The 25441-nt window shown below is 69.2% G+C and carries 16 protein-coding genes and 1 pseudogene; 7 read left to right on the top strand and 10 right to left on the bottom strand.

Annotated elements, in window-relative coordinates:
• Positions 1–93 precede the first annotated feature (93 nt).
• The 4 genes from ACIBK0_RS45530 to ACIBK0_RS45515 all read right to left on the bottom strand — a co-directional run bounded on the left by ACIBK0_RS45530 (position 94) and on the right by ACIBK0_RS45515 (position 8055).
• Positions 94–606, bottom strand: coding sequence for a transposase (locus ACIBK0_RS45530; protein WP_399094356.1), 513 nt, complete (start codon positions 604–606; stop codon positions 94–96).
• Positions 607–644: 38 nt separating this feature from the next.
• Positions 645–2984 (bottom strand): xyloglucanase, encoded by a 2340-nt coding sequence (locus ACIBK0_RS45525; RefSeq protein ID WP_399094353.1) that lies wholly within the window; start codon positions 2982–2984, stop codon positions 645–647.
• Between the two features lie 82 nt (positions 2985–3066).
• Complete coding sequence (locus tag ACIBK0_RS45520) at positions 3067–5049, bottom strand: TIM-barrel domain-containing protein (RefSeq protein WP_399094350.1); 1983 nt, start codon at positions 5047–5049, stop codon at positions 3067–3069.
• A gap of 138 nt (positions 5050–5187) precedes the next feature.
• Positions 5188–8055 carry a glycoside hydrolase family 3 C-terminal domain-containing protein gene (locus ACIBK0_RS45515; protein ID WP_399094347.1) on the bottom strand — a complete coding sequence of 956 codons (2868 nt, stop codon included), beginning with the start codon at positions 8053–8055 and terminating at the stop codon, positions 5188–5190.
• Between the two features lie 269 nt (positions 8056–8324).
• Between ACIBK0_RS45515 and ACIBK0_RS45510 the strand changes: the two genes are divergently transcribed.
• Complete coding sequence (locus tag ACIBK0_RS45510; protein WP_399094344.1) at positions 8325–10454, top strand: alpha-galactosidase; 2130 nt, start codon at positions 8325–8327, stop codon at positions 10452–10454.
• Between the two features lie 51 nt (positions 10455–10505).
• On the top strand, positions 10506–12017 hold the full coding sequence (locus tag ACIBK0_RS45505; protein WP_399094341.1) for a glycoside hydrolase family 43 protein: 1512 nt from the start codon (positions 10506–10508) through the stop codon (positions 12015–12017).
• A 134-nt stretch (positions 12018–12151) separates the two neighbouring features.
• On the opposite strand, the gene ACIBK0_RS45500 is transcribed toward ACIBK0_RS45505, so the two are convergent.
• The 5 genes from ACIBK0_RS45500 to ACIBK0_RS45480 form a co-directional block, all read right to left on the bottom strand.
• Positions 12152–13078 carry a carbohydrate ABC transporter permease gene (locus ACIBK0_RS45500; protein ID WP_399094338.1) on the bottom strand — a complete coding sequence of 309 codons (927 nt, stop codon included), beginning with the start codon at positions 13076–13078 and terminating at the stop codon, positions 12152–12154.
• Entirely contained in the window at positions 13075–14127 is a 1053-nt protein-coding gene (locus tag ACIBK0_RS45495; protein ID WP_399094335.1) for an ABC transporter permease, read from the bottom strand. The genes ACIBK0_RS45500 and ACIBK0_RS45495 overlap by 4 nt, the downstream gene beginning before the upstream one ends.
• Positions 14127–15803, bottom strand: a complete 1677-nt coding sequence (locus tag ACIBK0_RS45490; protein ID WP_399094332.1) for an extracellular solute-binding protein — start codon at positions 15801–15803, stop codon at positions 14127–14129. Before ACIBK0_RS45490 ends, ACIBK0_RS45495 begins: the two co-directional genes overlap by 1 nt.
• Positions 15804–16178: 375 nt before the next feature.
• Positions 16179–17387 (bottom strand): ROK family protein, encoded by a 1209-nt coding sequence (locus ACIBK0_RS45485; RefSeq protein WP_399094329.1) that lies wholly within the window; start codon positions 17385–17387, stop codon positions 16179–16181.
• 243 nt (positions 17388–17630) lie between these two features.
• Positions 17631–18152 carry an ABC transporter permease subunit gene (locus ACIBK0_RS45480; RefSeq protein ID WP_399094327.1) on the bottom strand — a complete coding sequence of 174 codons (522 nt, stop codon included), beginning with the start codon at positions 18150–18152 and terminating at the stop codon, positions 17631–17633.
• Between the two features lie 335 nt (positions 18153–18487).
• Here ACIBK0_RS45480 and ACIBK0_RS45475 point away from each other — a divergent pair, with 335 nt between their 5' ends.
• Positions 18488–20038, top strand: coding sequence for an ISL3 family transposase (locus tag ACIBK0_RS45475; RefSeq protein WP_399094324.1), 1551 nt, complete (start codon positions 18488–18490; stop codon positions 20036–20038).
• Positions 20039–21301: 1263 nt separating this feature from the next.
• Positions 21302–22762, top strand: coding sequence for a ricin-type beta-trefoil lectin domain protein (locus ACIBK0_RS45470; protein ID WP_399094321.1), 1461 nt, complete (start codon positions 21302–21304; stop codon positions 22760–22762).
• Positions 22763–22861: 99 nt separating this feature from the next.
• Here the strand turns inward: ACIBK0_RS45470 and ACIBK0_RS45465 are convergent, their stop codons facing one another.
• A complete protein-coding gene (locus ACIBK0_RS45465; RefSeq protein ID WP_399094428.1) occupies positions 22862–23101 on the bottom strand; it encodes a hypothetical protein in 240 nt (79 codons plus the stop codon).
• Positions 23102–23706: 605 nt separating this feature from the next.
• Here ACIBK0_RS45465 and ACIBK0_RS45460 point away from each other — a divergent pair.
• The 3 genes and pseudogenes from ACIBK0_RS45460 to ACIBK0_RS45450 form a co-directional block, all read left to right on the top strand.
• Complete coding sequence (locus ACIBK0_RS45460) at positions 23707–23985, top strand: DUF6510 family protein (RefSeq protein WP_399094318.1); 279 nt, start codon at positions 23707–23709, stop codon at positions 23983–23985.
• A gap of 40 nt (positions 23986–24025) precedes the next feature.
• The gene (locus ACIBK0_RS45455) at positions 24026–24685 is read left to right on the top strand and encodes an RraA family protein (RefSeq protein ID WP_399094315.1); all 660 of its coding nucleotides are present in this window, start codon (positions 24026–24028) and stop codon (positions 24683–24685) included.
• 367 nt (positions 24686–25052) lie between these two features.
• A pseudogene (locus tag ACIBK0_RS45450) lies at positions 25053–25441 on the top strand (RNA-guided endonuclease TnpB family protein); the annotation flags it as partial.

The raw sequence follows: 25441 nt of genomic DNA, 5'->3' as shown, positions 1-25441 counted from the left end.
TCTGGCGCTGATAGATGGTCTCTGGATCCGACGACGGTTTTGGACGGAGGGCGACGTGTGGTCGGTCAACAACCCTATGAGGTCGTAACAGGATCATGAGCGGGTCTTCTTGAGGCGCCTCCAGCAGATGAGAGAACAGCCCAACGAGACGAAGGCGTCGTGGAGTTCGAGACGTCGTTCCCATCGGACGGCGAGGCGCTTGAACTGGTGGAGCAGGGCGAAGGTCTGCTCGACGACATAGCGGAGTTTGCCCAGGCCCCTGATGTTCGCAGAACCCTTGCGGGAGATCACCGGCAGGATCCGGCGCCGACGCAGTTCGTGGCGCACGGCCTTCGAGTCGTACGCCATGTCGCCGAGCACGGCATCGGGGCGCCGACGGGGACGGCCTAGGCGTCCGGCCACCGTTCCGGAGGGTGAGAGCCGCTCCGAGAGGCGAGGGCACGGGAGTTGTCGATGGCCGAGGTCGACGCCCTTTCCTGGCAGGACTTCGAGAAGTACGTCGGCGCCCGAGCACGGCGCGGACGTCGCGCTCTTCGTCACCACCTGCCGTGCCTTCACCCGGCCGCCCTCCAGTTGGCGGTGCGCCAGCGCCCGGAGTCCGGTCACGGCGGCTGGGTGCTTCTGCCGTGACCGGAGCCGGGGGTTCAGGCCGGGTCGCCGTAGATGACCCCCCGTCCGTTGGTGCCGAAGTAGACACGGCCGTGGATGCGGGGGTCTCCGGTGATGGTGCCGCCCGTCCAGGCGTATTGGTGCCGGTCGTCGTTGATGCGGACCCAGGTCCGGCCCGCGTCGTCGGACCGGAAGATGCCGCGCACGCCGCCGATCCTGGAGCTGGTGAACACCGCGGGGTACGGAGCGCCCGGTGCGGCCTTGCCGAAGCCGACGGCGTCGCCCTGCTCCACCGCTTCGATCCGGGTGAAGGTTGCTCCGGAGTCGGTCGAGCGCCACATGCCGTACGGCGTGGAGGTCCCGTCCTTGTCGGTGCCGCCGGCCAGCCAGATGTCGCCCTCGTGGCCCGGCACCGCCTTGAACCGCACGTTTCCGTCGGTGGGCAGACCGGTGGCCGCCGTACGGCCGAAGCTCTCGCCGCCGTCGCTGCTGACATAGAAGTCGCCGGAGGCGTACGCATAGAACTTCGCCGGGTTCACGCGGTCGGAGCGCACCGGCGCCCCCGCCGGCAGCCCCTTCGCGGCGGTCCAGGTCGCACCGTGGTCGTCGGACCAGCTGACCGCTGCTCCGGCCGGTGACCAGACGATCCGTCGGCCGTCGGCCCCGACGGCGACGGCCTGGTCCTCGACACCGGGGCCGGTGAGGCCGGCCGGTTCGTCGCCGGACGGTTTCCAGGTGTCACCGCCGTCGGTGGAGACAGCGAGGTGCTGGGTCCAGCCGCTGGTGGGGCGGCCGACCCGGACGACGGTGTAGGGCGCGAGCTCTGCGTAGTCCAGGGCCGGGGTGTTGTCGAAGGTCGGGGTGTCGTACATCTTCGACGCTTTGTGCAGGTCCGTGTGCCGGAAGCCGCCGACGTCCCCGATGCCGGAGAAGAGATGGGCGCGCCCGGTCGGCGGGCTGATCAGGCACAGGACCGCTGTCTCCTCCAACCCCTGGGCCCGCACGGACAGATGGACCGTGCCGTCGCGGTCCCAGTCCGTCAGGTTGTCCGCGCCGTAGATCGTCGCCCCGGTCCCGTACAGGAAGCGGTCGGAGTCGAACGGGTCGATCTGGACGGACTCCATCATCCAGCCCAGCTTCGGGGCCGCCTCGGGGGGCTTCGGGGAGGCGTTCCACGTCAGCCAGGGGGCGTCCGAGGTGTCGATGTCGTAGCGGAACGTGCGCTGCCCGTCCGCGTCCTGGTCCCAGATGCGGCTCCAGTGGGCGCCGCCGTCGGTGGACCGGAACAGGAGGCAGTCGGGGTACCACTTGACCTGGGTGGACACCATCAGGGTCCGCGGGTTTCGCCGGTCGATGGTCAGACCGCTGTAACCGTAGGCGTTCTCGTCGCTGGTGGAGGGGACGGGGCTGATACGGGTCCAGGTGTCGGTGGCGGTGTCGAGCTTCCACACGTCGCCCTTCGAACCGTCGTAGGGGCCGGCGGTGTCGCTGGTCGCGAGGTACAGGTAGCCGCCTTCGTGGTCGAGGACGGCGTGGTGCGGGATGTATCCGGTGGGCTGGCCGGGGACGCGCTGCCACGTGGCTCCCGCGTCGGTGGACCGGTAGAGGATGTTGTCCTTGTCGGCGACGGTGACGTACAGCGTCCGGGTCGCCCTGCCCGGTCTGCCGGTGCGCTTGTCGAAGACGACCTGCAGTACCCCCAGGTTGTCGCCGTTGTAGCCGCCGGGGTCCGACGGGTCGGGGACGAAAGTGCCGACGTTGGGAAAATGGGTCACCTGCGCGAAGGTCTTGCCGTGGTCGGTGCTGCGCCACAGACCGTGGCCGCCGCGCACGCCCAGATAGAGGATGCTGTTGCGGTTCGGGTCGATCACGAGGCGTTCGCCGATGCCCCGGCCGGGCATGTTGCCGCCCAGACGGAACGGCAGCGGGGTGGTCTTCCAGGTGCGGCCGCGGTCGGCCGAGCGCAGGATCGCCGCCATGTCCGGGTCCCAGTCGGGCAGGGTGTAGGTACCCGCCGCCAGATAGACCCGGTCAGGGTCGGCCTCGTCGGTGGCGATGCTGATGATGCCGGTGTGACCGTACTCGTCCCAGCCGATCCAGTCGGTGAGGGGGACCCACCGCCGGGACGCCGTGTCCAGGCGGTAGGCGCCGCCGATGTCGGTACGGGCGTACACCAGGCCGGGCTCGCGCTGGTTGAAGACGATCCCGTGGACGAAGCCGCCGCCGACTATCTCCGCGTTGCGGAAGCGGTACGGCGCTTCGGCCCTTCCGGAGCCGGCGGCGGACGCCGCGGAAGGGGCGAGCACCGGGAGCGCGGCGGCTGCCGCGCCGGCGGCCAGCAGTCCGCGCCGCGAGAGGTGCGGGGTGGGAGGCATGGACGGTCCTGCCTTTCTGGTGGGCGTCTTGTCTTGAGGGCCTGGCCGGTGTGCGCACGAGAAGTGGGTGCCCGGGGCGTCGTCAGGCCAGGTGTTCCGCCATGCCGGACCCCTCCCGCACGAAGACCGGGATGCGTTCCAAGGGCGCTTCGGCGTCGAGCGTCGTGCCGCCCTTCAGCAGGGCTCCGGTGGCAGGGTCGAGCCAGCCGGTCCCGGACGGCAGGTACACCCGGCGGGCCCGGGCGCCCGCCTCGTACACGGGCGCCACCAGGACATCGGGGCCCAGCAGGAACTGGTCGTCCACGTCCCAGGCACCCGGGTCCTCGGGGAAGTCGAAGAACAGCGGACGCATGGGCGGGGCGCCGGTGCGGTGGGCGTCCTCGGCGAGGCGGTGCAGGTAGGGGCGCAGGCGTTCACGCAGCAGCAGATGCTGCCGCAGGATGTCGTACGCCTCCTGCCCGTACGACCAGACCTCGTTCGGCCCGGCGGTCATGTCGGTGGAGAAGGTGGGGTGGTTCGGCTCCCGGTCTCCGTGCAGCCGCATGACCGGACCGAAGGTGCCGTACTGGAACCAGCGGATGAGCAGTTCACGGTAGGCGGGGTCGTCGGGGTCGCCGCCGGCGAAGCCACCGATGTCGGTGTTCCACCAGGGGATGCCGCTCATCGCGACGTTCAGGCCGGCCCGGATCTGGCGCGCCAGGGAGTCGAACGTGGTGGGGATGTCGCCGGACCACAGCAGGGCGCCGTGCCGCTGGCTGCCCGCCCAGGCCGACCGGATCAGTGACAAAGGGCGGTCCTCGCCCGTCGCGTGCAGACCGTCGGCCACCGCGCGGGCGTGCTGCAGCGGGTAGAGGTTGGCGGTTTCGGCGGCGGGCCCTGCCGCGTACACCGCGCGCTCGGCGAACGCCGGAGGCAGGTCGGGCTCGCAGGCGTCCAGCCAGAAGCAACTGACGCCCACGGCACGGTAGTTGTCGTTCAGGCGCTGCCACAGTGCCGCGCGGGCGCCGGAGTGCGTGGCGTCGTAGTACGCCATCGGGCGGGTCAGCGCGTCGCCGCCGTGGCGGGAGGGCCACGGGAAGGTGAGCAGGCCGCCGTCGGCGTCCGTGACGAGGTGCCCGGCCGCGCGCAGTTCGTCGTAGGTGTCGCTGTCGGGTTCGACCGTCGGCCAGACCGAGACGGCGAGTTTCACCCCGAGCCCTCCCAGCTCTTGCGTCATGGCGGCGGGGTCGGGCCACTCGGCGGGCTCGAAACGCCAGTCGCCCATGCGCGGCCAGTGGAAGAAGTCACAGACGATGACGGACAGCGGCAGGCCGCGTTCCTTGTACTGCCGTGCCACCGACAGGAGTTCGTCCTGAGTACGGTAGCGCAGCCTCGACTGCCAGAAGCCGGACGCCCACTCCGGCAGCAGGGGCGGCCGGCCGGTGGCCTGTGTGTAGGCGTCGAGGATCTGGGCCGGGGTGTCGCCCGCGGTGATCCAGTAGTCGATGCGTCCGCCGGCGTCCGCGGTCCAGCGGGTGGCGTCCGCGCCCAGCTCGACCCGGCCGGTGGCGGGGTTGTTCCACAGCAGCCCGTAGCCCCGCGAGGAGTGCAGGAAGGGGACGGCCGCCACGGTGTTGCTCTGGACGAGATCGATCACGCAGCCCTTCTGGTCGAGGCGTCCGTGCAGATGCTGCCCGAGGCCGTGGAGCCGTTCGCCGTCGTAGGCGTCGAAGGACTGCTGGGTGCGGCCGCCGGCCGCGAGGACGCGGGAGCCGGTGTGATGGGAGCGCGGGTCGCGCTCGGCGAGGAGTACGCGACCCAAGGCGACGTGACGGAACGTCAGCCGGCCGTCCGCCGACGCCTCCACGGCCAGCCGGCCGTTGACCAGACGGGCACTGCCGTCGTCCGATGCGGACAGGGCGTCGGGGGTGGCGGGCGCCGGGGTCTCCAGCGCGCCGGGGGCGGCGGGGTCGAGGGTCCCGGCCGTGGCCCGTACGCGTACGGCGTGCGGGCCCCAGGGCTCGATGCGGAGCATCTCCGCCGCGGTGTGGCGCTCCAGGCCGCCCGCACGGATGCTGTAGGACACGGTGTCTCCCTTTGATCGTCTCGGACGCGGCCCACGCCTATGAGGTCTCCCGGCCGCGGCAGGGGCCGCGGCGCCGGGATCAGGAGGGGGCACAGACTTCGCACAAACTTGTTTTGCGCTGGTGGGCGCGGTGAACGCTCAGTCGTCCGCCGGGGACGAGTGGAAGCGGTACGCGGCGAGGCGCAAGCGCCCGCGCAGGATCAAGGTCAGGTCGTGCGGGCCGGGTTCGACGCCGGACAGCTCGGCGGCTACCTCGGTCCACGCGTACCGGTCGCCGGTGACCGGGACCACGATCCGGCCCAAGCTCCGCTCGCCCGCCCGCACTTCCACGCTCGCCTCGCCCTCGGCCTCGGCCTCCTCCTCGCGGGCGACCTCGGCCGCGAAGCGGACGGCGCCGGTCAGATCGGCCGAGCGGAACAGCAGCGTCGTGGGGCGGGACGGATCGAAGGGGGCGACGGCGTCGCCCGCGGCCCGGGTGGCGTCGACCAGGACGGCGCGCGTGTGGTCGTCGAAGTCGCAGGCGCGCGTGCGGCGGCCGACGACCGTACGGGGCACGGGTGGTGGCCCGGTCACACGGAGCCCCGCGCCGGCGACGACGTCCCCGGCGGAGCGTGCCACCAGTACGTCGTAGTCGCCGGGGTCGACGGTGAAGGTTCCGGCCCCCACGTCCCAGTGGGCGAACTGCTCGGCCGGGAGCCGGAAGTCGAGCCGCCTCGTCTCGCCGGGTTCGAGCCGGACCTTGCGGAAGTCGGCGAGGCGCAGCCGGGGCGCCTGGTAACGGGCGTGACGGGGGCGGACGTAGAGCTGAACGACCTCGCTGCCGGGCCGGGATCTGGAGTTGACCGTCGTCACCGAGACGTCCAAGGTGCCGTCCTGGGCCATGGTGTGCGCGGAGAGCCGCAGGTCACGATAGGTGACATCCGCGTACGACAGGCCGTGCCCGAACGGGTAGAGCGGCGCGGCGTGGTGGTACTGGTAGGTCCAGCCGGCCTTGATGATGTCGTAGTCGAGCAGGTCCGGCAGTTCGTCGTCGCCGCGGTACCAGGTCTGCGGCAGCCGTCCCCCGGGATCGGCCTCGCCGAGCAGTACGGCCGCCAGCGCATGGCCGGTCTCCTGGCCGCCGTGGGAGGTCCACAGCACCGCCGGCAGATGCGTGTCGGCCCAGTCGACGGCGTAGGGGTAGCTGCTCATGACGACGAGCGCGGTCTCGGGACGGACCGCGGCGACCGTCCGCAGCAACGCCTCCTGGGCCTCGGGCAGGGCGATTCCCGAACGGTCCTCGGTCTCACGGCCGTTGATCATCGGGTGGTTGCCGAGGACGACGATGGCCGCGTCGGCCGACGCGGCGGCGGCCCGCGCCTCGGCCGTCCCGTCGTGCAGCAGCTCCCGCTGCCAGCGCTCGGCCGCCGCGAGGCCGTCGGCGGTGACGTGCACGCTGCCGTCCGCGGGATCGACGGCGGCGTAGCGGCCGGTGCGCACATGCCGGAGCACCAAGAAGTCGTCCTCGTCGTCCGGGGCGGGCTCCAGGCGGAACGTCTCGTCGACGAACCAGTTCTTGAGCGACGTCCGTTCGGCGACGAGTGAACCGTCGTCGCCGCAGCGGAGATAGCGGCCGGTACCGGCCTCGCACAGGGTGACAACGCCGTCGCCCCACTCCTGAACGTCGAAGGCGCTCTTGCCCAGGGGATCGCCCGTGGTACGGGAGCGCAGCGCGATCCGGTCGGTGCCCGGCACGCACACCACCTCGCCGCCCAGGGGCGCGAGCGCCGCCCGCAGAGCGGTCGCGATGCCGACCTGGTACGGCAGAGTGCCGCTGTACCAGTCCTCGTACAGCGCGTCCGCGTGCGAGCCGATGACCGCGATCCGCGCGGCACGGGCCGGGTCGAGCGGCAGCAGGCCGTCGTTCTTGAGCAGCACGACCGACTCCGCCGCCGCACGGCGGGCGAGGGCACGGTGCTCGGGGCAGTCGACCACCTCGGGCCCGATGCCCGCGTACGGGTCCAGGTCGGGGTCGAACTCGCCCAGTCGGAAGCGGAGTTGCAGCTGCCGGCGGACGGCGCGGTTCACATCCTCCTCGTCGATCAGGCCGCGCTCCAGCGCCTCGCGCAGTCGGCCGATCACGGTCGCGCTGTCCTCGCGGAGGTCGGTGAAGTTGTCGATGCCCGCCTTCAGGGCGGCGGCGTGGCCCTCGGCGTGGTCGTCGAAGTAGTGCTCCGGTGTGACGAGGTTGGTCGGCGCGCCCTCGTCGCTGACCACGAACAGCTCGTGGCCCGTGGGCCGGGCCCAGGCCCGCAGCTCTCGCTCGAGCAGTGGACTGACATGGCAGGGACGGCCGTTGACGAGGTTGTAGGCGGCCATGGCGCCGGTGGCCGCGCCGGAGGCGATGACCGGGCGGAAGGCGGCCAGGTCGTACTCGTGCAGTACGCGCGGGCGCAGGCCGGAGGAGGTGACGCTGCGGTCGGTCTCGTTGTTGTTGGCGAGGAAGTGCTTGAGTACGGGAGCGGTCCGCAGGTAGGCGGGGTGATCACCGGTCAGTCCTCGGCAGTACGCAGTGGCGACGCGCGAGGTGTGCAGCGGGTCCTCCGAGTAGCCCTCCTCGTTGCGGCCCCACCTCGGATCGCGCAGCAGGTTCACCACGGGCGACCAGACCTGCAGCCCGTTGGGGCCGGGCCCGGTCGGGGTGGGCTGATGCCGGTGCAACGCGCGCAGTTCGGCGGAGACGGCTTCGCCGACGGCGTGCACGAGTTCCTCGTCCCAGGTGGCGCCGAGCCCCACGGCCTGGGGGAAGACGGTCGCCCTGCCGAGGCCGGCGACACCGTGCAGCGCCTCCGTTCCGGTGCGGAACGCGGCGATGCCCAGGCGGGGGACGGCGGGCACGTACTGGTGCAGCATGGCGAGCCGCTCGTCGAGCGTGAGCCGTTCCAGCAGGTCGTCGACGCGCTCGTGCAGCGTGAGCGCGGAGTCGCGGAAGGGGGGCGTGGCTGCGGATGCGGACGCAGAAGTCACGTGAGGGATCCCTCGGCAGACGGGGGTCGAGTGGTGGTGGAGAGCATGTGTCGAAGCGCATCGACGCTGACATTCCCTCTCCGTTGCTGTCAATGGTTCGAACCGAGGGGATTTTCCCGGGAGTTGACACGTCATTCTCCCTCTTTCCTCTTGTTCCGAAGAATTGACTCGGTTAGCTTCCTGTTTTAGTGAAGCGCTTCGATTCCGATATCCCGCGACTGGCTTCCCCACCTCCGTACAAGGGACACCAAGGGACACCAAAGGACACCATGGACAACGAACAGCGGGACTTCCGCTGGGGTCACAGCGCCCTGCGACTCGACTTCACCGTCGGCGACGACGACCGCGTCCGCCTTGCGCATATGGGCCGCCCCGGCGACGTGGGCGGCGACGACGGCGCGTCCCTGCCTCTGGTGGAGGTGACGGCGGCGGGCCACGGCCGGGACTGGTCGGGCAGCCGCCTGATCGGGACCGCTCTCGGCGCCCGCCTGCGCCACCGAGGGCACCGGGCGGGCCGGGACGGAGACTGGCACACCCTGACCGTGGACCTGCACGACCCGGAGACCGGGCTCGCCGTCGAGATGACCTACCGGTCGCCGGACGGCGTCCCCGTGCTCCGCGGCGAGGCGACCCTGCGCAATGAAGGGCCGGACACGCTGCACCTGGAATCGGTCAGTTCGCTCGTCGTGGGCTGTCTCACCCCGCGGGACCCGGCAGCGATCGACGCGGCCGACGTGTGGTGGGCGGAAAACGACTGGCTGGCCGAGTGCCGTTGGCGGTCGCAGCCGATGCGCCGGACCACGCCCGCGGTGAGCGGCCGTGTGCCGTACGGGCACGGCAAGGCCGGATACGCAGTGACCGGCCAGGGCGTCTGGTCCAGTTGCGGGCACCTGCCGATGGGCGGCCTGACGGACCGTCACTCCGGCCGTGCGTGGGTGTGGCAGATCGAGCACAACGGCGGCGGCTGGCGCTGGGAGTGTCAGGAGCACGACGGGGCGGCGTACGTCGCCTTGTTCGGCCCCACCGACACCCATCACGGATGGCGGCACCGACTGGAGCCGGGCGCCGCCTTTCACACCGTGCCCGTGGCCCTGTCGGTCGCTGCCGACGCAGGCCCGGATGACGCGTTCGCCGCGCTGACCCGCTACCGGCGCGCCCAGCGCCGTCCGCACGCCGACCACCTGCGTCTGCCCGTCGTCTTCAACGACTACATGAACTGCCTGATGGGCGACCCCACCACCGAGAAGCTGCTGCCGCTGATCGACGCGGCGGCGGATGCGGGCGCCGAGTACTTCGTCATCGACGCCGGCTGGTACGACGACAGCGACGGCTGGTGGACCAGCGTCGGCGCCTGGGAGCCGTCCGTCTCCCGTTTCCCGGGCGCGCGCGGCATCCACGAGGTCCTCGACCGCATCCGTGCGTGCGGCATGACACCCGGCCTGTGGTTGGAGCCGGAAGTCGTCGGCGTGCACAGCCCCGTGGCCAAGTCCCTGCCCGACGAGGCGTTCTTCCGCCGTGACGGCGTACGTGTCACCGAGTCCGGCCGACACCACCTGGACCTGCGTCATCCAGCCGCCCGCGCCCACCTCGACCAGGTCGTGGACCGCCTGGTCGGCGCGTGGGGCGTCGGCTACCTCAAGTTGGACCACAACATCGACCCTGGTTCCGGTACCAGCGCCCACCCCGGCGAGAGCCCGGGCGACGGTCTGCTCGGCCACAACCGCGCCCACCTCGACTGGCTCGACGGCATCCTGGACCGCCACCCGCATCTGGTGGTGGAGAACTGCGCCTCGGGCGGCATGCGCTGGGATCACGCTCTGCTGTCCCGGCTGCAGCTGCAGTCCACCAGCGACCAGCAGAACCTCGTTCATTACGCGCCCATCGCGGCCTCCGCGCCCACCGCCGTCACCCCCGAACAGGGCGCCGTGTGGGCATATCCGCAGCCCGGAGACTCCCTTGACGAAGTCGCCTTCACGATGACGAGCGCACTTCTGGGCCGCATCCACCTCTCCGGCCGGCTGCCGGAGCTGGGGCCCGAAGCCCGCGGACTGGTCCATGAGGCGATCGCCGTGTACCGGGCCGTTCGTACCGATCTGCCGCAGGCAGTGCCGTCCTGGCCGCTCGGGCTTCCCGCCTGGGACGGCCCGTGGACCGCCCTCGCCCTGCACACCCCCGCCACCACCTACCTCACCGTCTGGCGCCGCCCGGGCGGGGAGGACACGGTGATCGTCCGCCTGCCGGAGCCGACGGGCGGCGCGACCCGCGCCGACGTGCTGTACCCCGCCGCACGCGGGGCGACTGCCGCCTGGAACCCGGACAGGGCCGAGCTCGCCGTGACCCTGCCCGCCGCGCCCTCGGCGGCACTGCTCCGCATCACCCGCACGACGCCGGACGCCTGAGTGCCGCCCCGGCTGCCCGCCGAACCGCCCACCGACGAAAGGACGTTCCAGGTGCCCGCCCCGAACCACCCGCTCCGCGCCGCCAACCCGATCATCCCCGGTTTCCACCCCGACCCGAGCATCTGCCGTGTCGGCGACGACTACTACCTCGCCTGCTCCAGCTTCGAGTACTTCCCCGGCATACCGATCTTTCACAGCCGCGACCTGGTGCACTGGACGCAGATCGGCAACGTCCTGGACCGGTCCGAGCAGCTGCGCCTGCCCGCCTCGATGCCGTCCTCGGGCGGCATCTACGCCCCCACCCTGCGCCACCACGGCGGCCGCTTCTGGCTGATCGTCACCAACTGCGCCGAGGGCGGCGGCAACCTGATCGTCACGGCCACCGACCCGGCCGGACCCTGGTCGGACCCGATGCCGGCGCCCGGCGTGCCCGGCATCGACCCCGACCTGGCCTGGGACGAGGACGGCACCTGCTGGTGCACGGGCGCCGGCATCTCCCAGGTCCGACTCGACCCGGCCACCGGCCGGACCCACGGTTCTTCGCGGCAGCTCTGGTCGGGCGCGCCCGGCGCCCAGGCACCGGAGGCTCCGCACCTGTACCGGATCGGCGACTACTGGTACCTGCTGATCGCCGAGGGTGGCACCGAGCGCGGCCACGCCGTGTCGATCGCCCGCGCGCGGACACCCGACGGCCCGTTCGAGCCGTGCCCGGCCAACCCGGTTCTCACTCACCGTGGCACGAGCCACCCCGTCCAGAGCACCGGCCACGGAGACCTGGTGCAGGGCCCCGACGGTTCCTGGTGGCTGGTCTTCCTCGGCGTACGGCCCCGCGGTGGCACCCCCGGCTGGCACGTCCTCGGCAGGGAAACCTTTCTGGCGCCGGTGACCTGGCAGGACGGCTGGCCGGTCGTCGGCGAGGTCACTTTGGACCTCGCCGCTCTGCCCTGGCCGCTCGACCCGGCTCCCGCCGAGGAGCGGCGGGACGACTTTGAGAATGCCGAGCTGCGTCCGTACTGGATCTCGGTGCGCGACCGGTCCGTGGAGCACTGCACCACCAAGGAGCGCCCCGGCTGGCTGACCCTGCGCGCGCGGGGCGGCTCCCTGGACGAACCCGACGTGGTGTTCACCGGCCGCCGCCAGCAGCACCTGACCTGCCGGGCGCGCACCCTGATCGACCCGTCCGAGGGGCGTGGCGGCCTGGCCGTGCGGCTCGACGAGCGCCACCACTACGCGATCGAGGCGACCGGCACGCACGTCCAGGTGATCGCGCGCATCGGCGACCTGCGCACAGTCGTGGCCGAACAGCCGGTCCCGGCCGAGCCGTTGGTGCTCGCCGTGACGGTGAGCGACCCGACGTCCTCGCGCGGGCCGCTCACCGGGCCGGACGTCGTCTCCCTCGGCGTCGAGGCGTCGGACCGGACCTTCACCTCGCTCGCCGAACTGGATGGCCGTTACCTGTCGACCGAGGTCGCCGGCGGCTTCACCGGCCGCGTCCTGGGTATGTACGCTGCCCGGGGCGCCGTCCACTTCGACTGGTTCGACTACGAGCCCCTCGACGGCTGAGCGCGCGTTCCGCGTGAGGTGACACCTCGTCAACCGTGACACCCCCTGGAATGCGCAGTGCGCGGCGGGGTCGGCCAACGCATTAGCCGTGGCCGGCCCCGCCCTTTGCCTTTCCTCGACCCTGTTCCTCGGCGTCAGCCCTTGATGGCGCCGGTGAGCATGCCCTTCTTGAAGTGCCGTTGGACGAACGGGGAGACGACGGCGACAGGGATCAGAGCGAGGACCATGACGGCCATCTGCAGGCCCAGTGCCGAGAGTTGGCCGGTGTGGACCGCTTGCGCGAGACCTGTCGGCGCCTCCGTGTTCTTCTGGACCAGTTGGATGAGGACGTTCTGCAGCGGCATCATCTGCTGGTCGGAGAGGTAGATGGAGGCGTTGAACCAGGCGCTCCAGTAGCCGACCGCGTAGAACAGGGCGATGACGGCCAGCACCGCCCGGGACAGCGGAAGGACTATGGTCAGCAGGATGCGCAGGTCGCCTGCGCCGTCGATGCGGGCGGACTCGGTGAGTTCGGGGGAGATGCCCATGAAGAATGCCCGCAGCACCAGGATGTTGAAGACGCTGACGGCGCTCGGCAGGATCAGTGACAGATAGGTGTCGGTGAGGCCGAGTGTCTGCACGAGCAGATAGGTGGGGATCAGCCCGGCTCCGAAGAACATGGTGGCCATCATGGCCGTCAGGAAGACCCGGTGTCCCAGGCTGCCGGGCCGGGACAGGCCGTAGGCGGCGAGCACCGACACCGTCATGGAGAACAGGGTGCCGACGAGGGTGACGCCGACCGAGACCGTGATCGCCCGGCTGACCTGGCCGCCGCTGAGCAGTTCGGTGTAGTTGATGAAGGTGATGCCTTTGGGGATCACGACGAGGCCTCCGGCCTGGTCGATCACGGGTTTGGGGGAGAGGCTGGTGACGATCACGATCCACAGCGGTGCGAGCACTCCCAGACAGCAGAGCAGGAGGAATCCGCTCTTGGCGGTGATGCCGGTCTTGCCCGGCGGCTCCTCCCACACGGGGCGTGCGGGCGCCTTGAGGCTGCGGACGAGCTGTGTGTTGAGGCTCATTTCTTGTACACCCCCTGCTCGCCGAGCAGGTGCGCGAACTTGTTCGCGCCCAGGACGAGTGCGACTCCGATGAAGCCCTTGACCAGGCCGACCGCGGCCGCGTAGCTGAAGTCGCCGTTCTGGATGCCCATGTTCCACACGTAGGTGTCCAGGACCTCGGCGGCGCCGGCCCCGACCGCGTCACGCTGGAGCAGGTACTGCTCGAATCCCACGCTGAGCGCGTCGCCGACCCGCAGGACCAGGAGCAGCGCGATCACCGGGCGCAGCGCGGGCAGCGTCACGTGCCACATGCGGCGCCAGCGCCCCGCGCCGTCCATGGCGGCGGCCTCGTACAGGTCGGTGGAGACGGCGGACAAGGCCGCGAGAAAGACGATGATCCCCCAGCCGGCGTCCTTCCACACGGCCTGTGCCACGACCATGTACTTGAACAGGCTCGCGTTCGTCATCAGGTCGAAGCCGCTCCACCCGTGGTTCTGCACGGTCTGGGCGATGATTCCAGCGCCGCCGAAGACCTGCTGGAAGACGGTGACCACGAGGACCCACGAGAAGAAGTGCGGCAGATACATGATCGCTTGTGCCACGGCCCGCACCCGGGGCCGGATCACGCTGTTGATGACCAGCGCGAGCACGATGGGGACCGGGAAGAACAGCGCCAGTTGGAGCAGGAACAGCACGAGGGTGTTCTGCACGGAGTCCCAGAACGGCGGGTCGTGGAGCATCCTCGCGAACTGTTCCATGCCGACCCAGGGGCTGTGGAAGACGGCTGTGATGCCGTTGCCCGCGGCGTACGGGTCGTAGTCCTGGAAGGCGATGACGTTGGCGAGCAGCGGAACGTAGTTGAAGACCAGGAGAAGGACGAGGACGGGCAGCGTCATCAGGATCAGCGTGCGGTCGCGGCGCAGCCGGCCCCGGAAGGGCACCCTGCCCGTGCGGCGGGCCTTGCCCGGCACGTGTCGGGTGAGGACGGCAGTGCCAGCCGCGGCCACCGGCTCCTCGACGGCCGCGGGGGGACGCGTCCCGTCCGGCCTGCTCCCCGCTGTGAGGGACATCAGCGACCACTGCCGTTCTTCTCCAGCAGCTTCTTGTACCAGTCGCGCAGTTTGTCGCCGCCGGAGGTCTTCCACGTCGAGATGGCCTGCTGAACGTCGGACAGCTTCTTGTTGCCGCGCACGAAGTCGATCTCGAGCTGCTCGAACGGGGTGGAGATGTTGGCGTAGCGGCGCGGTTCGAGGATGTTCATGCCGTACGTGGACGTCTTCTTGACGAAGACGCCCTGGCGCTGCTGCCACTCGACCTGCTTGCGGGCGACGTCGGGAAGGTCGGGATGGGCGAGGTAGGGAGCGGGGGCCCCGAGGAACACCCAGGCGTTGTTCACCTCCTGCACGCCCCGGTCGTTCTTCACCGGAACACCGTTCTTGACCGTGTAGTGGGTGCCCTCGACGCCGTAGTCGACGAACATCCGCTCCTTGGTGCCGTAGGGGGCCGCCGCGAAGTTGGCGGCGGCCAGTGCGTTCTCGACCGTCTCCTTGGAAGCGCCCTTGCGGATCATCGACCAGATGCCGGCGGGCTGGGTGGCGTACAGGGTCGGGTCACCGCCGTCGGCGGCGAAATAGTCCATGCCGTCGATCACGAAGTCCGGGTTGGCCTTGGCCTGTTCGGCGGTCGTGCCGTACCAGCCGGACACGTCGCTGTTGAAGACCAGGATCTGCCCGGCGGTGAACCGCTGGGACGGGTCACCGGTGTTGGCCTTGTCGCCGGGGTGGACCACGCCCGCCGCGAACAGCTTGCGTACCCACTCCAGGTGTTCGAGGTACTCAGGATGCTCGATGCGGTACGTCAGCTTGCCGTCGCTGCCCATGTTCCAGCCGAGCGTGCCGGCCGGCTGGAGACCGAAGATGGCCGCCGCGGCCCACCGCATGTCGGCGCAGGCCCACACCTTGGCCTTGGCGCTGGTGGCCTCCTTGGCCCAACTGAGGAACTCCTCCGCCGACTTGGGGACGGTGTATCCCCTCTTGTCGAAGATGTCCTTGCGGTAGAACGGCACGATGCCGGGCACGGGAGCGGCGGGCATCGGGATGCCGCGCAGTGCGCCGCCGAAGATGCTCATGCGCCAGGAGTCGGTCGGTATCGCGGCGAGGTTGGGGTACTTCTTGACCTTGTCGCCCGCCAGGTGGGGGCCAAGGTCCATGAACTTCGCGATGACGGCGTTGGGGATCTTGCCGGTCAGCTCCCAGCCGGGCACGACCACCACGTCCGGTATGGAGCTGGAGGCGAGGACGGCGCCGAGCTTCTGGCCGTAGGTGTTGCCGTCCTGGTTCTGCCAGGTGATCTTGGTGCCCGCCGCCTTGTCGAGTTCCGTGTAGTAGGCGCAGTCCGGCTTCGGCGGGGTCCCCCAGAGCGGGGACATGACCTTGAAGGGGGCGCCGGTCCCGAGCTTGTCGGGGACGGAGGCGGCAAGGTCGGCGAGGTCGATCTTGCCGGTGTACCCGGCGGCCGAGCCGTTCTTCGACGGCAGGTCCGGCCGCGCGGTCGTGCTGGCGACGTACGTCGGGAGCAGCTTGGCTGCGTTCTTGCCTGATGTGGTGCCCTCGCCTGAATCGCCGCTCGAACCGCCACAGGCGGTCAGGAGCGGCATTCCGCCGGCCACTGCGGCGGTGGCGACGGCCGTGGAGGTGAGGAAGTTCCTGCGGCTCATTCCGGCTGGGGAGACGGTGTTCGGTGTCATTGCTTCAACCCTTCGTTGTGCACCTGGACACCCGGCGGTGGGCCGTCGGCTGCGGTGTCGGGAGAACTGGCTGAGCTGAGAGCGGCGCGTCGGCACGGCTGCGCGAGGACGCTGTCGAAGCGCTTCGATTTGGCCGTGAGATTAAGTGACGCCCTCCGTAGTGCACAAGAGATTTCGCCTTAGTTTCTTCGAAAAGGCGGAAACCGGGATGCGTACGGGCTGGGTCTCTATTTGACGGCATCAAAAGCGGCGCCTCGTCGGATTAGGCCGTTATCGAAGCGCTTCGACAAAGCATGGAATTGTGGCATGAGTGTGCCTGCGCGGAAGGCGGCGCGAGAGTCGGAGTGCGCGTGATGGCGCACCCGACGACTTCACTCAGCCTGAAGCGACCCTGGCGGCGCCTGCTCCGGGGCCGGCCGCTGCTGTCCGTGGGCGTCGCGCCGGTGTCGGGGCGTGGCCCAGGACGTAGCTCTGGATGACGGTGGCCGCCGCGCCACGGGCCCAGTGGGCGAAGTTGTTGTGGCGGACGTCCACGTCGACAGGGGCGGCATCCGGGACCCGGTCGGCCCGGATGCCCTCATCCATGGCGGGACGGGCGGCTTCCGCCAGACGCACGGCTTCGCCGGTGACCACGATCTTCTGTACCAGCGTGAAGTTGGCGACCGCGGCCAGCAGGCGGCCGAGGGCGCGACCGGAGGCGGTGACCACGGCCGTGGCGACTGGTTCGCCGCCGGCTGCGAGGTCGAGGCACTCGTCGTAGGTCACCGGACGGCGCAGTCCTACGGAGACGGCGGAGCGGATGGAGGCGACGGAGAGCATCGCCGTGGCGCAGCCTCGGTGCCCCCGCGGGCAGAGCGGGCCCATCGGGTCGAGGGGGTGGTGCCCGAGCAGCCCGGCACCGACGTCAGGGATGTCGACGACGGCGTCGTGCATGACCAGGCCGTAGCCGATGCCCGCGCCGATGGCGACGACCGCGAAACGGTCATGACCGCGTGCCGCGCCGAACCAGTGCTCGGCCCGGGTGAGCGCCAGAAGGTCGTTGTCGACGGTGACGCAACCGTCGAACGCGTCCTGGAGGAGGCCCCCGAGGGGAACGCCTGTGGTCCATCGCAGAAACGGCGCGTCGGTCACCGTCGTATGGTCGACGACTCGCCCTCCGAGACTCACCCCCAGTCCACTCACCTGCGCATGCCTGGGGGTGAGCTCCTGCGTCAGCTCGTTGACGGTCGCCACGACGGAGGCGGGGTCCCGGCCGGTCAGAGGTCTGCGGCTGGAGGCCACCACCTCGGCGCGCATCGTGGTGAGGACGGCGTGGACGTCGTCGCCGGTCACCTTGGCGCCGATGAAGTGGTGGGCGGTGGGGTTGACGTCGAGCGGCCGAGTCCGGCGCAGGGTCCCGGACTCGGGGCCACCGTTGGTGTCCACCTCCACGAGTAGACCGCTGTCGACCAGCGGCTTGGCCAACCGGGTGAGGCTGCCGGCCGACATCTCGAGGCGACGGGCGATCTCGCTGCGGGGCAGGGGGCCGCTCAGCAGCACTTCCAGGGCGACCGCGCGGGTCGACGGAGCGGTGGTGGCGTCCACGGGTGGCCCTCCCCAGGGTCGGCATGCGCGGCAGGTGCTCGGCTAGCAGGGGTCAGCATTCCACGCAACCGCGATTACTTCCATGGCGGAAGCATGATTGCCTGAATTTTGCGAGCAGGCCCTAGAAGGTGGGGTGACTTCGAGGAGCTTCCACCTCGACTCTTTCGTTGTGAAAGTGTCGGTGGCTCAAGATGCCCCTCCTGTTCGGTCGACGCCATGTCAACGTTCGGTGCGACGGGCCTCCTACTCGGTGGTGAGGCCACTCGCCGAACCGGTTCCGCGCCGCGACCTGCGGCCTCGTGCCGGGATCCAGGCGCGCCCGCCGCGCCCCGTTCCCACGGCCCCGACCGCCGCCACCGCGAGGAGCACCAACGCCACGGCCGGACCCGCCACGGTCCACGGCGCCAGTTCCACGTAGGGCTGGTTCTCCGAGAGCAGGCGGCCCCATTCCGGGGTCGGCGGCTGCTCGCCGAGGCCGAGGAAGCCGACGGAGGCCAGGACCAGGATGGTGGTGGGCAGGCGGAGGAGGTCGCTGAGGGCGAGGGCGGGCAGGACGGCGGGGAGGTAGTGCCAGGTGAGGAGGTGGCGGGGGCCGGCGCCCAGGGAGCGGGAGGCCAGGAAGTGGCCGGAGGCGCGTTCCTGCTCGATCAGGGCAGCGGTCTGGGCGGCGTACGGGGTCCAGCCGACCAGGCAGACGGCGAGCGCGGAGCCCCACGGCTGCTGAAGTGCGGTGCTGTAGATAGGCCGAGAATGTCGTAACTGCACGGACAATTAGCTTGGTTGAGTGTGGTCGGTGTCGAGTGCGTGATCTTGGTTTTCGGGGCGTTTGCTGGCGGAGGGGTGTCGGTCAGGTGTGGCCGTTGAGGCTCCATCCTCCGGGCGCGGGGGGCGAGTTCAGTGGTGATCGTTTCGCCGACTCGGAAGGGCAGGCAGGAGCGGGTTTCGAGGGTCGCGTGTCAACGGCCATCTTGTGCGGTTCTGATCCACTTCTTGTGGGGCGGTGATGCGGCGTCACAGCAGGCTGGCAGGATGGCTGTTCGTGTGATTGCAGCGCGTTCTCGACGTTCTCCACGGCGTTCTCCCGCCTGTCCTCCGTCGTGGTGGACGAGGTCAGAGCGGAGGACGGCGGGATAGCCCTCACGGCACGGACGGTGACGAGCGAGGCGGCGTGTCCAGACTGCGGCGGGGTGTCCGGCCGTGTCCATGGCGGTTACCGGCGGCGTCTTGCAGACCTCGCGGCGGCCGGGCAACGGGTCGTGATCGACCTGCTGGTACGACGCTTCCTTTGCCCGGAGGCCGCGTGCGGTCGCCGCACGTTCGTCGAGCAAGTCGACGGGCTCACCGAGCGATTCGCGCGGCGCACACCGCTGCTGCGTCGCTCGCTGGAGAAGATCGCTCTGGCGCTCGCCGGACGCCCGGGTGCCCGGCTGGCCGCACACCTGTCCATCCCGACGAGTGCGAATTCCCTGCTCAGGCTCGTACGCAAGCTCCCGGACAAGCGTGTCGGCGTCGCACCTCGGGTGCTGGGTGTCGATGATTTCGCCCTGAAGAAGGGGCACGTCTGCGGGACCATCATCTTGGACATGGAGACCGGGGAACGCGTCGACGTGCTGCCCGACCGCACCGCGGACACCCTCACCGGGTGGCTTCGCGCACACCCAGGAGCGGAGATCGTCTGCCGGGACCGGGCCAGTGCCTACGCCGAGGCCGTACGCACCGCCTGCCCCGGCGCGATCCAGGTCGCGGACCGCTTCCATTTGTGGAAGAACCTGTGCGAGGCCGTCGAGAAGTGCGTTGCCACGCACCGTAGTTGCCTGACCGAACCTACCGAGGACACGGCTTCTGACGCCACCGACGGGCCGACGGCCGCGACCAAGGAGGAGGTGTCGGTGCGTCCGGAGGGGATGCGCGTGATCCGGCGCCGCGAGCGTCACGCCGCCGTACATGCCCTCTGCGGCAAGGGCGTCCCGATCCAAGCGATCTCCGACGCCCTCGGGCTGGACCGCAAAACCGTGCGCCGGTACGCGCACGCAGCCACGCCCGAGGACGCGTCGCTGGCCACCGGGTCGCGCCGCCAGGGCGAAATCCACGCCTACTCGCCCTACCTCCACCGGCGTTGGAACGAGGGCTGCACGGACTCGGCACGGCTTCACGCCGAGACCGTCGAACTCGGCTTCACCGGCAGCAAGCGGACCGTGCGCCGGCATCTCCAGGAGATCCGGGCGAGCGGCAAGCCCGCGCCCGACGAGCCCAAGGCGCTGACGGTCCGCACGGCTACCTGGCTGATCACCTCGCACCCGGACCACCTGGACGAGAGCAGCACGCTCAAGCTCAAGAAGCTCCTGTCACGCAGTCCCGAACTGGACACCGTCGCCGCGTGCGTCCGCTCCTTCGCCGCGATGATGGCCAAACGCCGCGGTAGTGACCTGGAGAAATGGCTTGACATCGCCGAGGCCACCGGGATGAAGCCGCGGCAGAGCCTGGCCCGTGGCCTGCGACAGGACTTCAATGCCGTCACCGCCGGCCTCACCCTGGAATGGAGCTCGGGCAAGGTCGAGGGCAACGTCAACAGGGCGAAGCGGATCAAGAGGGACGGGTATGGTCGCGCCGGATTCGACCTCCTCCGCCTGCAGATACTCCTCGCCGACTGAAGAACGTCACCCTCCGTAACCGCCCCACAAGAAGTGGATCAGAACCACTTAGGAGTTCCGTGAGGCTTCTGCAAGGGGTTGGAGGAAGTCTCTTCGAAACGCTCGGAGCTGTACTGCATTCCGCATGCCGTCCGATGTGTCGAACGATGTGGGGGTGTGCGTACGGGTGTCGTGTCCGCGAAGCCCCTCGCTCGACAGTCCGACAACTCCGAGTGTCGACCGGGTGGATGAACCTGAATCAACCTCAGAGTCGCCGGCATCTCTCGCAGTTGCTCGCTTGATGCGCAATGCGGGCCGATGCGGGTCATGGGGGCGCATCCATCACCTCTTGCCTGCGGGGATCCATCAACGAGCGCACGCGGAAAGCGATTTCTCCAGGTCACCGGTTTTCGTAAGGGTCGGAAAAAGGGGATGCACGACTCTTGACGTTCGACAGGCCAAACGGATCTTATGGGCCCTCCTCCGTTTGGTCTCGTTTGCTTCTGATCGAACTTGTGCCCTCGTGGGTTGCGCCCCAAAGGCCCGCTGCTCTGCCCCAGGAGTCGTCATGCAGCTTTGTTCCCCGGTCTTTCCTGTCCCGGCCCCGACCGCCGCGCGCTGTGGCGGTGGCAGGGGGACGGCGAGTGACCCGAAGACCGTCACCTTGGGCTCGAAGGGGTCCGACCAGTGCCGAAGACGCGGCAGCGGAGTACTCGCACTGGTTGTCGGTGGTGCCCTCGCCCAGGCTGGCCCAGTCCAGAGGGCGACCAATGGAACGCAGTTCACCGCCATCGACAAAGGTCCACCGACACCACCGAAGGCGCAGTATCCGTGCAGCCGCACGCCCACGGTCACGGAGTGATCACCCAGTACACCTGCGGCACTTGCTGGAGCCAACAGTTCCAACGGCGCATTGCCTGACCGAGAGCCGCAGCATTCCGGCCGGTGATCGAGATGTGCGTAATGGCCCCCCGCTACTCGAAGTCCGCGACAGCAGTACCACACAACCAGCCGATGCCGAGAGTGGTGGACGACGACGCCGACAGGCACCACAGGCGAAGCCGACTCCAGCGGACCCACCTTGAACCGACAGCTGCCACGGCTCAAACGAAGTCGACCTTCGGTTCGGCACCCGTCCGCGCCACCTCGATCGGCGGCCTGCACAGAGCCGTCTGCACAGAGCCGCGAGCACAGAAGGGACACGACATGCTCAACTACCAGCCCACCCGACCCAGTTCTCATTCCACCGCACCCCCTCCCACAGGTACGCGCGCCCTGCACCGCGTGGCAACTGGTCTGCTGGCCGGGCTGATCACCGTGTCGATCAGTACCTTGTCCGGCGCATCACCGGCCGCCGCCGAAGACTCCACGCTGGACGCCGGCCAGTTCCAAGGCGTGAACTGGGCCAGGGTGGGAGACAACTTCACCTACGGAGCCGTTGTCCCCGAGGGGCTGAACGAATCCGACAGCTACGAGACCGTCAAGGCCAAGGCCAACACCATCCTCAGCGGGTTCCAGAGCACGCTCGGCGCCAACACCGTACGGCTGCCGATCAACAGCCACTCCGTCCCGGGCACGACGTGGGGCGACAGGTATGCCGGCGCCATCGATGCCGCGACAGCCAAGGGCTTCAAGGTCATCCTCTCCTACTGGGAAGGGGACGGCGAGGACAAGAACAACGACGGGAAACCGGACGGGCCCGGCTGGAACGGCAAGGTCGTCGACGCGGATGCGTTCAAGTCGATGTGGAAGGCCGTGACGGACAAGTACGGGTCCAATGGCCTGGTCTACTTCGAGCCGTTCAACGAGCCCCATGGGCACAGCGCCACCGAGTGGGCGGACATCGCCGCCAAGTGGATCGCCGACCGCCCGTCGGTCCCCAGGAACCGCATCATCGTGAGCGGGCCCGGCTACAACGACTACGTCACGAGCGTGTGCGCCGACTCCCGCCTCGACGGGACCTACCTCTCGCTCCACCACTACGCCTTCGGTAAGCCGGCGAGGACCTATGGCGAGTGGGTCACCGACTTCAAGAGCAAGGTCGGCACCTGCGCCAAGCGCACCATCCTGGACGAGTTCGGCGCACCGATGGACGGCGCAGGGGCAGACGCCGGCAAGGACTACAACGACGCCAACAGCACCGACAACTTCGTGCGGTACCTGCGCGCCGACACCGACACCGTCCACGAACTCGGCATGGGCGCGGTCTACTGGCCTGCCATCGGCGGCAAGTACCAGGAGTACCCCGACCACGACTACTACTCGCTCTTCGACCTCAAGGGCAGCGGTGCCAACCTGGCGGTGGGCGTCCGCAACATCAGCGGTATCGACGCCGTCAAGCGTGCCTGGGGTGCCGACCCCGGCTCACACACGAGCATCCTGCGCAACGCCGACGGCAAGGGCTGTCTCGACGTCCCCTATGTCAGCCACGACAACGTCCAGGTCCAGGTCTACGACCAGTGCTCGGGCGGCGCCAACCAGCAGTGGACCCTGACGCCCTCCGGGCAGCTCACCGTCTACGGCGGCACGAAGTGCCTGGACGCCTACCGTGAAGGCACGAGCAACGCCACCGAGGTCGGCACCTACGACTGCAACGGGCAGAACAACCAGAAGTGGATGTTCTACTCCGACGGCACGATCCGCTCAGTGAAGTCCGGTCTGTGCCTGGACAAGGACCTGGCCACCTCCAAGGTCCAGCTCTGGTCCTGCTGGGGCGGCGACAATCAGAAGTGGAAGACCAGCTAGCGGAAATCCCCACTGGGCACGCCCGTAGGCCGGTCGCGGACGCCAAGCGCCGCGACCGGCCTCCTTGGGGGCGCCCTCCCACCTTGATCAACCAGAAGATCATCCCACCGGGTCAGTCAACGTGACAGAGCCCGTCCGGTGCGTCGGCGCGGTGATCTCCCTTTTGAGGATCTTGCCGCTGGGGCCGTTCGGCAGCGTGTCCACGAGCCACACCTGGCGCGGGTACTTGTACGCCGCCACACGCTCCTTGACGAACTGCTGGAGCTCGGCGGGCGTTGCCTGCGCCCCAAGGCCAAGTTGAAACGGGACGACCCAGGCCTCGACAAGACGTACGTCTATACCCGCTCCACCCCACCACAGTGGCCGCGGCCCCCGGACACTTCACCGCTTCGGACGTGTCAAGCGCCGGGTGGCCACCGGACTTCGAGCCCACCTGCTACGCCTGCGGTTCCACCGGCTTCGTCGAGAAGGCAGCCGGCCTGCTGGTGGCCCTCGGCCACCACCCTGGCCGTATCCGCACCGAGCGTTTTGGACCCAGCGAACGACAAGACGGTGAAACACCGCGACCGTAAGTGGCTTGGCTTTAGCGCGTGCAGGCGCCGCCGCCCCGGACCGCCCTGAGGCTTGTCCTGGTTCCTACGGTTTGAGGGGTACGCCTTGCACCACACCCTGCGACTTCTTACGCGCAGGAGCCGACAGCACCGCGCTGCTGCTCGCCGTCGGCCTCGCAGAGAGCCAGGTTCTACCTGGTCGTCCATAATGGGTGGTATACACGCCAGTGGCGGGGTGCCCGGGCTGGCGACTTGCAGCGGTGGGAGCCCATCAATCACCTTACGTGTGCAGACGGTCCCATTGCGGTTTGCCTGCCGCGTTCGGTCTCTGCCTGAGGCACACCCGTGATCCCGGTCGACAGGCCCGGGCGTATCGGTACGACAGGGAGCTGAATGGCTATGGCCCTGACGCCTGACTTCCTTGACGGCAACGCCGCCGCCGGGGACCTCGAGTCCCTGTTCGGGACCGACATGACCATGGCTTCCGGACGATGCCGCGGCTGCGGGGCACAGATGGTGCTTGCCCAGACACATGCCTACCTCGATGGCCCCGGGATGGTGCTGCGCTGTCCCGGGTGCGACAGCGTTCTGCTTCGCCTGGTCGTATCTCCCACCCAGTTGTGGCTCGACGCGGGCGGACTGGATTACCTCAAGATCCCAACACCGCAATGACCTGCCTACGACAAGTCCGCATGTCGGCTCGGGAGTCTCCATGGCAGACATGAACGACCGCCTGCAAGATCTGGCCTCGCGGGTACGCACCCCCGACGTCGTCGATGCCATGGGACGGATACACCGCCATAGGTGTCACATCAACGACCTGGTGAGTCCAACTCCGGGCCGGGTCCTGCTGGGCCCCGCGGTTACGGTCTCCTATCTCCCTTCATGTGAGGAAGCGCTCCCACCCGAGCAATTCAACTTCTTCCGGCTGTTCAATGACGCCATCGGAGATGGCGCACAGGGGCGCGTGCTGGTCCTGGCGAGCAATGGGCATTCAGACGTCTCACTCGGGGGCGGAACAAAGCTGTCGCAGGCGGCAGTAGCAGGACTTGCGGGCATTCTGGCCGACGGTCGTCTCCGGGACTTCATCGAAATCGCCCGATACGACTTCGCCGTCTACTGCTGGGGGCAGACGACCAAATGGGGCGGCGATGTGGTCACGCCGTTCGAGGCCAACCGGCCGGTCGTCGTAGCGGGCGTGACCGTCCGCCCGGGTGATTACGTGTTCGCGGATACGTCCGGCGCTGCCGTCATTCCCGCTGCACAGGTCCTCAGTGTGTTCGAAGAAGCCAGCCGCGTAGCACAGGACGAGGCAGCCTTCGTCGAGAGAGTGCGCCACGAGAACCCCGCCGACTACAGATCCGAGCAATAACACGTCCCCACTCGCTCATCGCATGTCTGCGCATCTCTCGCCGCGGGCGAGGAGCCGGTCGCGGGCGACCTGTCGACGACGACGATCAACCTCGATTCTTCAGCGTGATTCTTGCGAGGAACCCCGGGGCGTTCACGCCCGGGAGGAATCGTGTCCTGAGGTGAGCGGTGCGGAGCACCGCGGTGGCGTCCGGCGCGGAGCGCCGGGATGGCGGGTCCGGGATGGCGGGTCCGGGATGGCGGGTCCGGGATGGCGGGTCCGGGATGGCGGGTCCGGGATGGCGGGTCCGGGATGGCGGGTCCGGGAGGGCGTGGGATTGTCCCGTGTTCGAATGCGAGGCCTGGGAATTCCGGTTGGCGTCACGGGTGTGAAGCTGGTTGTGCAGGTCAAACTGTTGCCGACGCCCGTGCAGGCGACGGCACTTGAGGCGACTTTGCGCGCGTGCAATGAGGCGGCCACCTGGGTCAGTGAGGTGGCCTTCGAAAGGGATGTGAAGAACAACTTCGCGCTGCGCAGGCTCACCTACGGCGAGGTGAAGGCGCGGTGGAACTTGGGGGCGCAGGCCGCCCAGCATGTGATCAAGAAGACCTGTGACGCGTATGCGACGCTGAAGGCGAACCTGAGGGCCGGGAACCTCGGGAAACCCGGCTCCCGGCGGTACCGCAGGGCCACCGAAAGGCCGATCACCTTCCGCGCGCAGGGGGCGCAGCCCTACGACGACCGGATGCTGTCCTGGCGGATCGCCGAACGCCGGGT

It is taken from the genome of Streptomyces sp. NPDC050564, assembly GCF_044457265.1.
Taxonomy (GTDB): Bacteria; Actinomycetota; Actinomycetes; order Streptomycetales; family Streptomycetaceae; genus Streptomyces.
This window is presented reverse-complemented; position numbering and strand designations above follow the sequence as displayed.

Excerpts from the sequence above, each read along its gene's own strand:
- ACIBK0_RS45525 (WP_399094353.1), bottom strand. The coding sequence starts at position 2,984 with ATGCCTCCCACCCCGCACCTCTCGCGGCGCGGACTGCTGGCCGCCGGC.
- ACIBK0_RS45510 (WP_399094344.1), top strand. The coding sequence starts at position 8,325 with ATGGACAACGAACAGCGGGACTTCCGCTGGGGTCACAGCGCCCTGCGA.
- ACIBK0_RS45500 (WP_399094338.1), bottom strand. The coding sequence starts at position 13,078 with ATGAGCCTCAACACACAGCTCGTCCGCAGCCTCAAGGCGCCCGCACGC.
- ACIBK0_RS45495 (WP_399094335.1), bottom strand. The coding sequence starts at position 14,127 with ATGTCCCTCACAGCGGGGAGCAGGCCGGACGGGACGCGTCCCCCCGCG.
- ACIBK0_RS45490 (WP_399094332.1), bottom strand. The coding sequence starts at position 15,803 with ATGACACCGAACACCGTCTCCCCAGCCGGAATGAGCCGCAGGAACTTC.
- ACIBK0_RS45460 (WP_399094318.1), top strand. The coding sequence starts at position 23,707 with ATGGCTATGGCCCTGACGCCTGACTTCCTTGACGGCAACGCCGCCGCC.
- ACIBK0_RS45455 (WP_399094315.1), top strand. The coding sequence starts at position 24,026 with ATGGCAGACATGAACGACCGCCTGCAAGATCTGGCCTCGCGGGTACGC.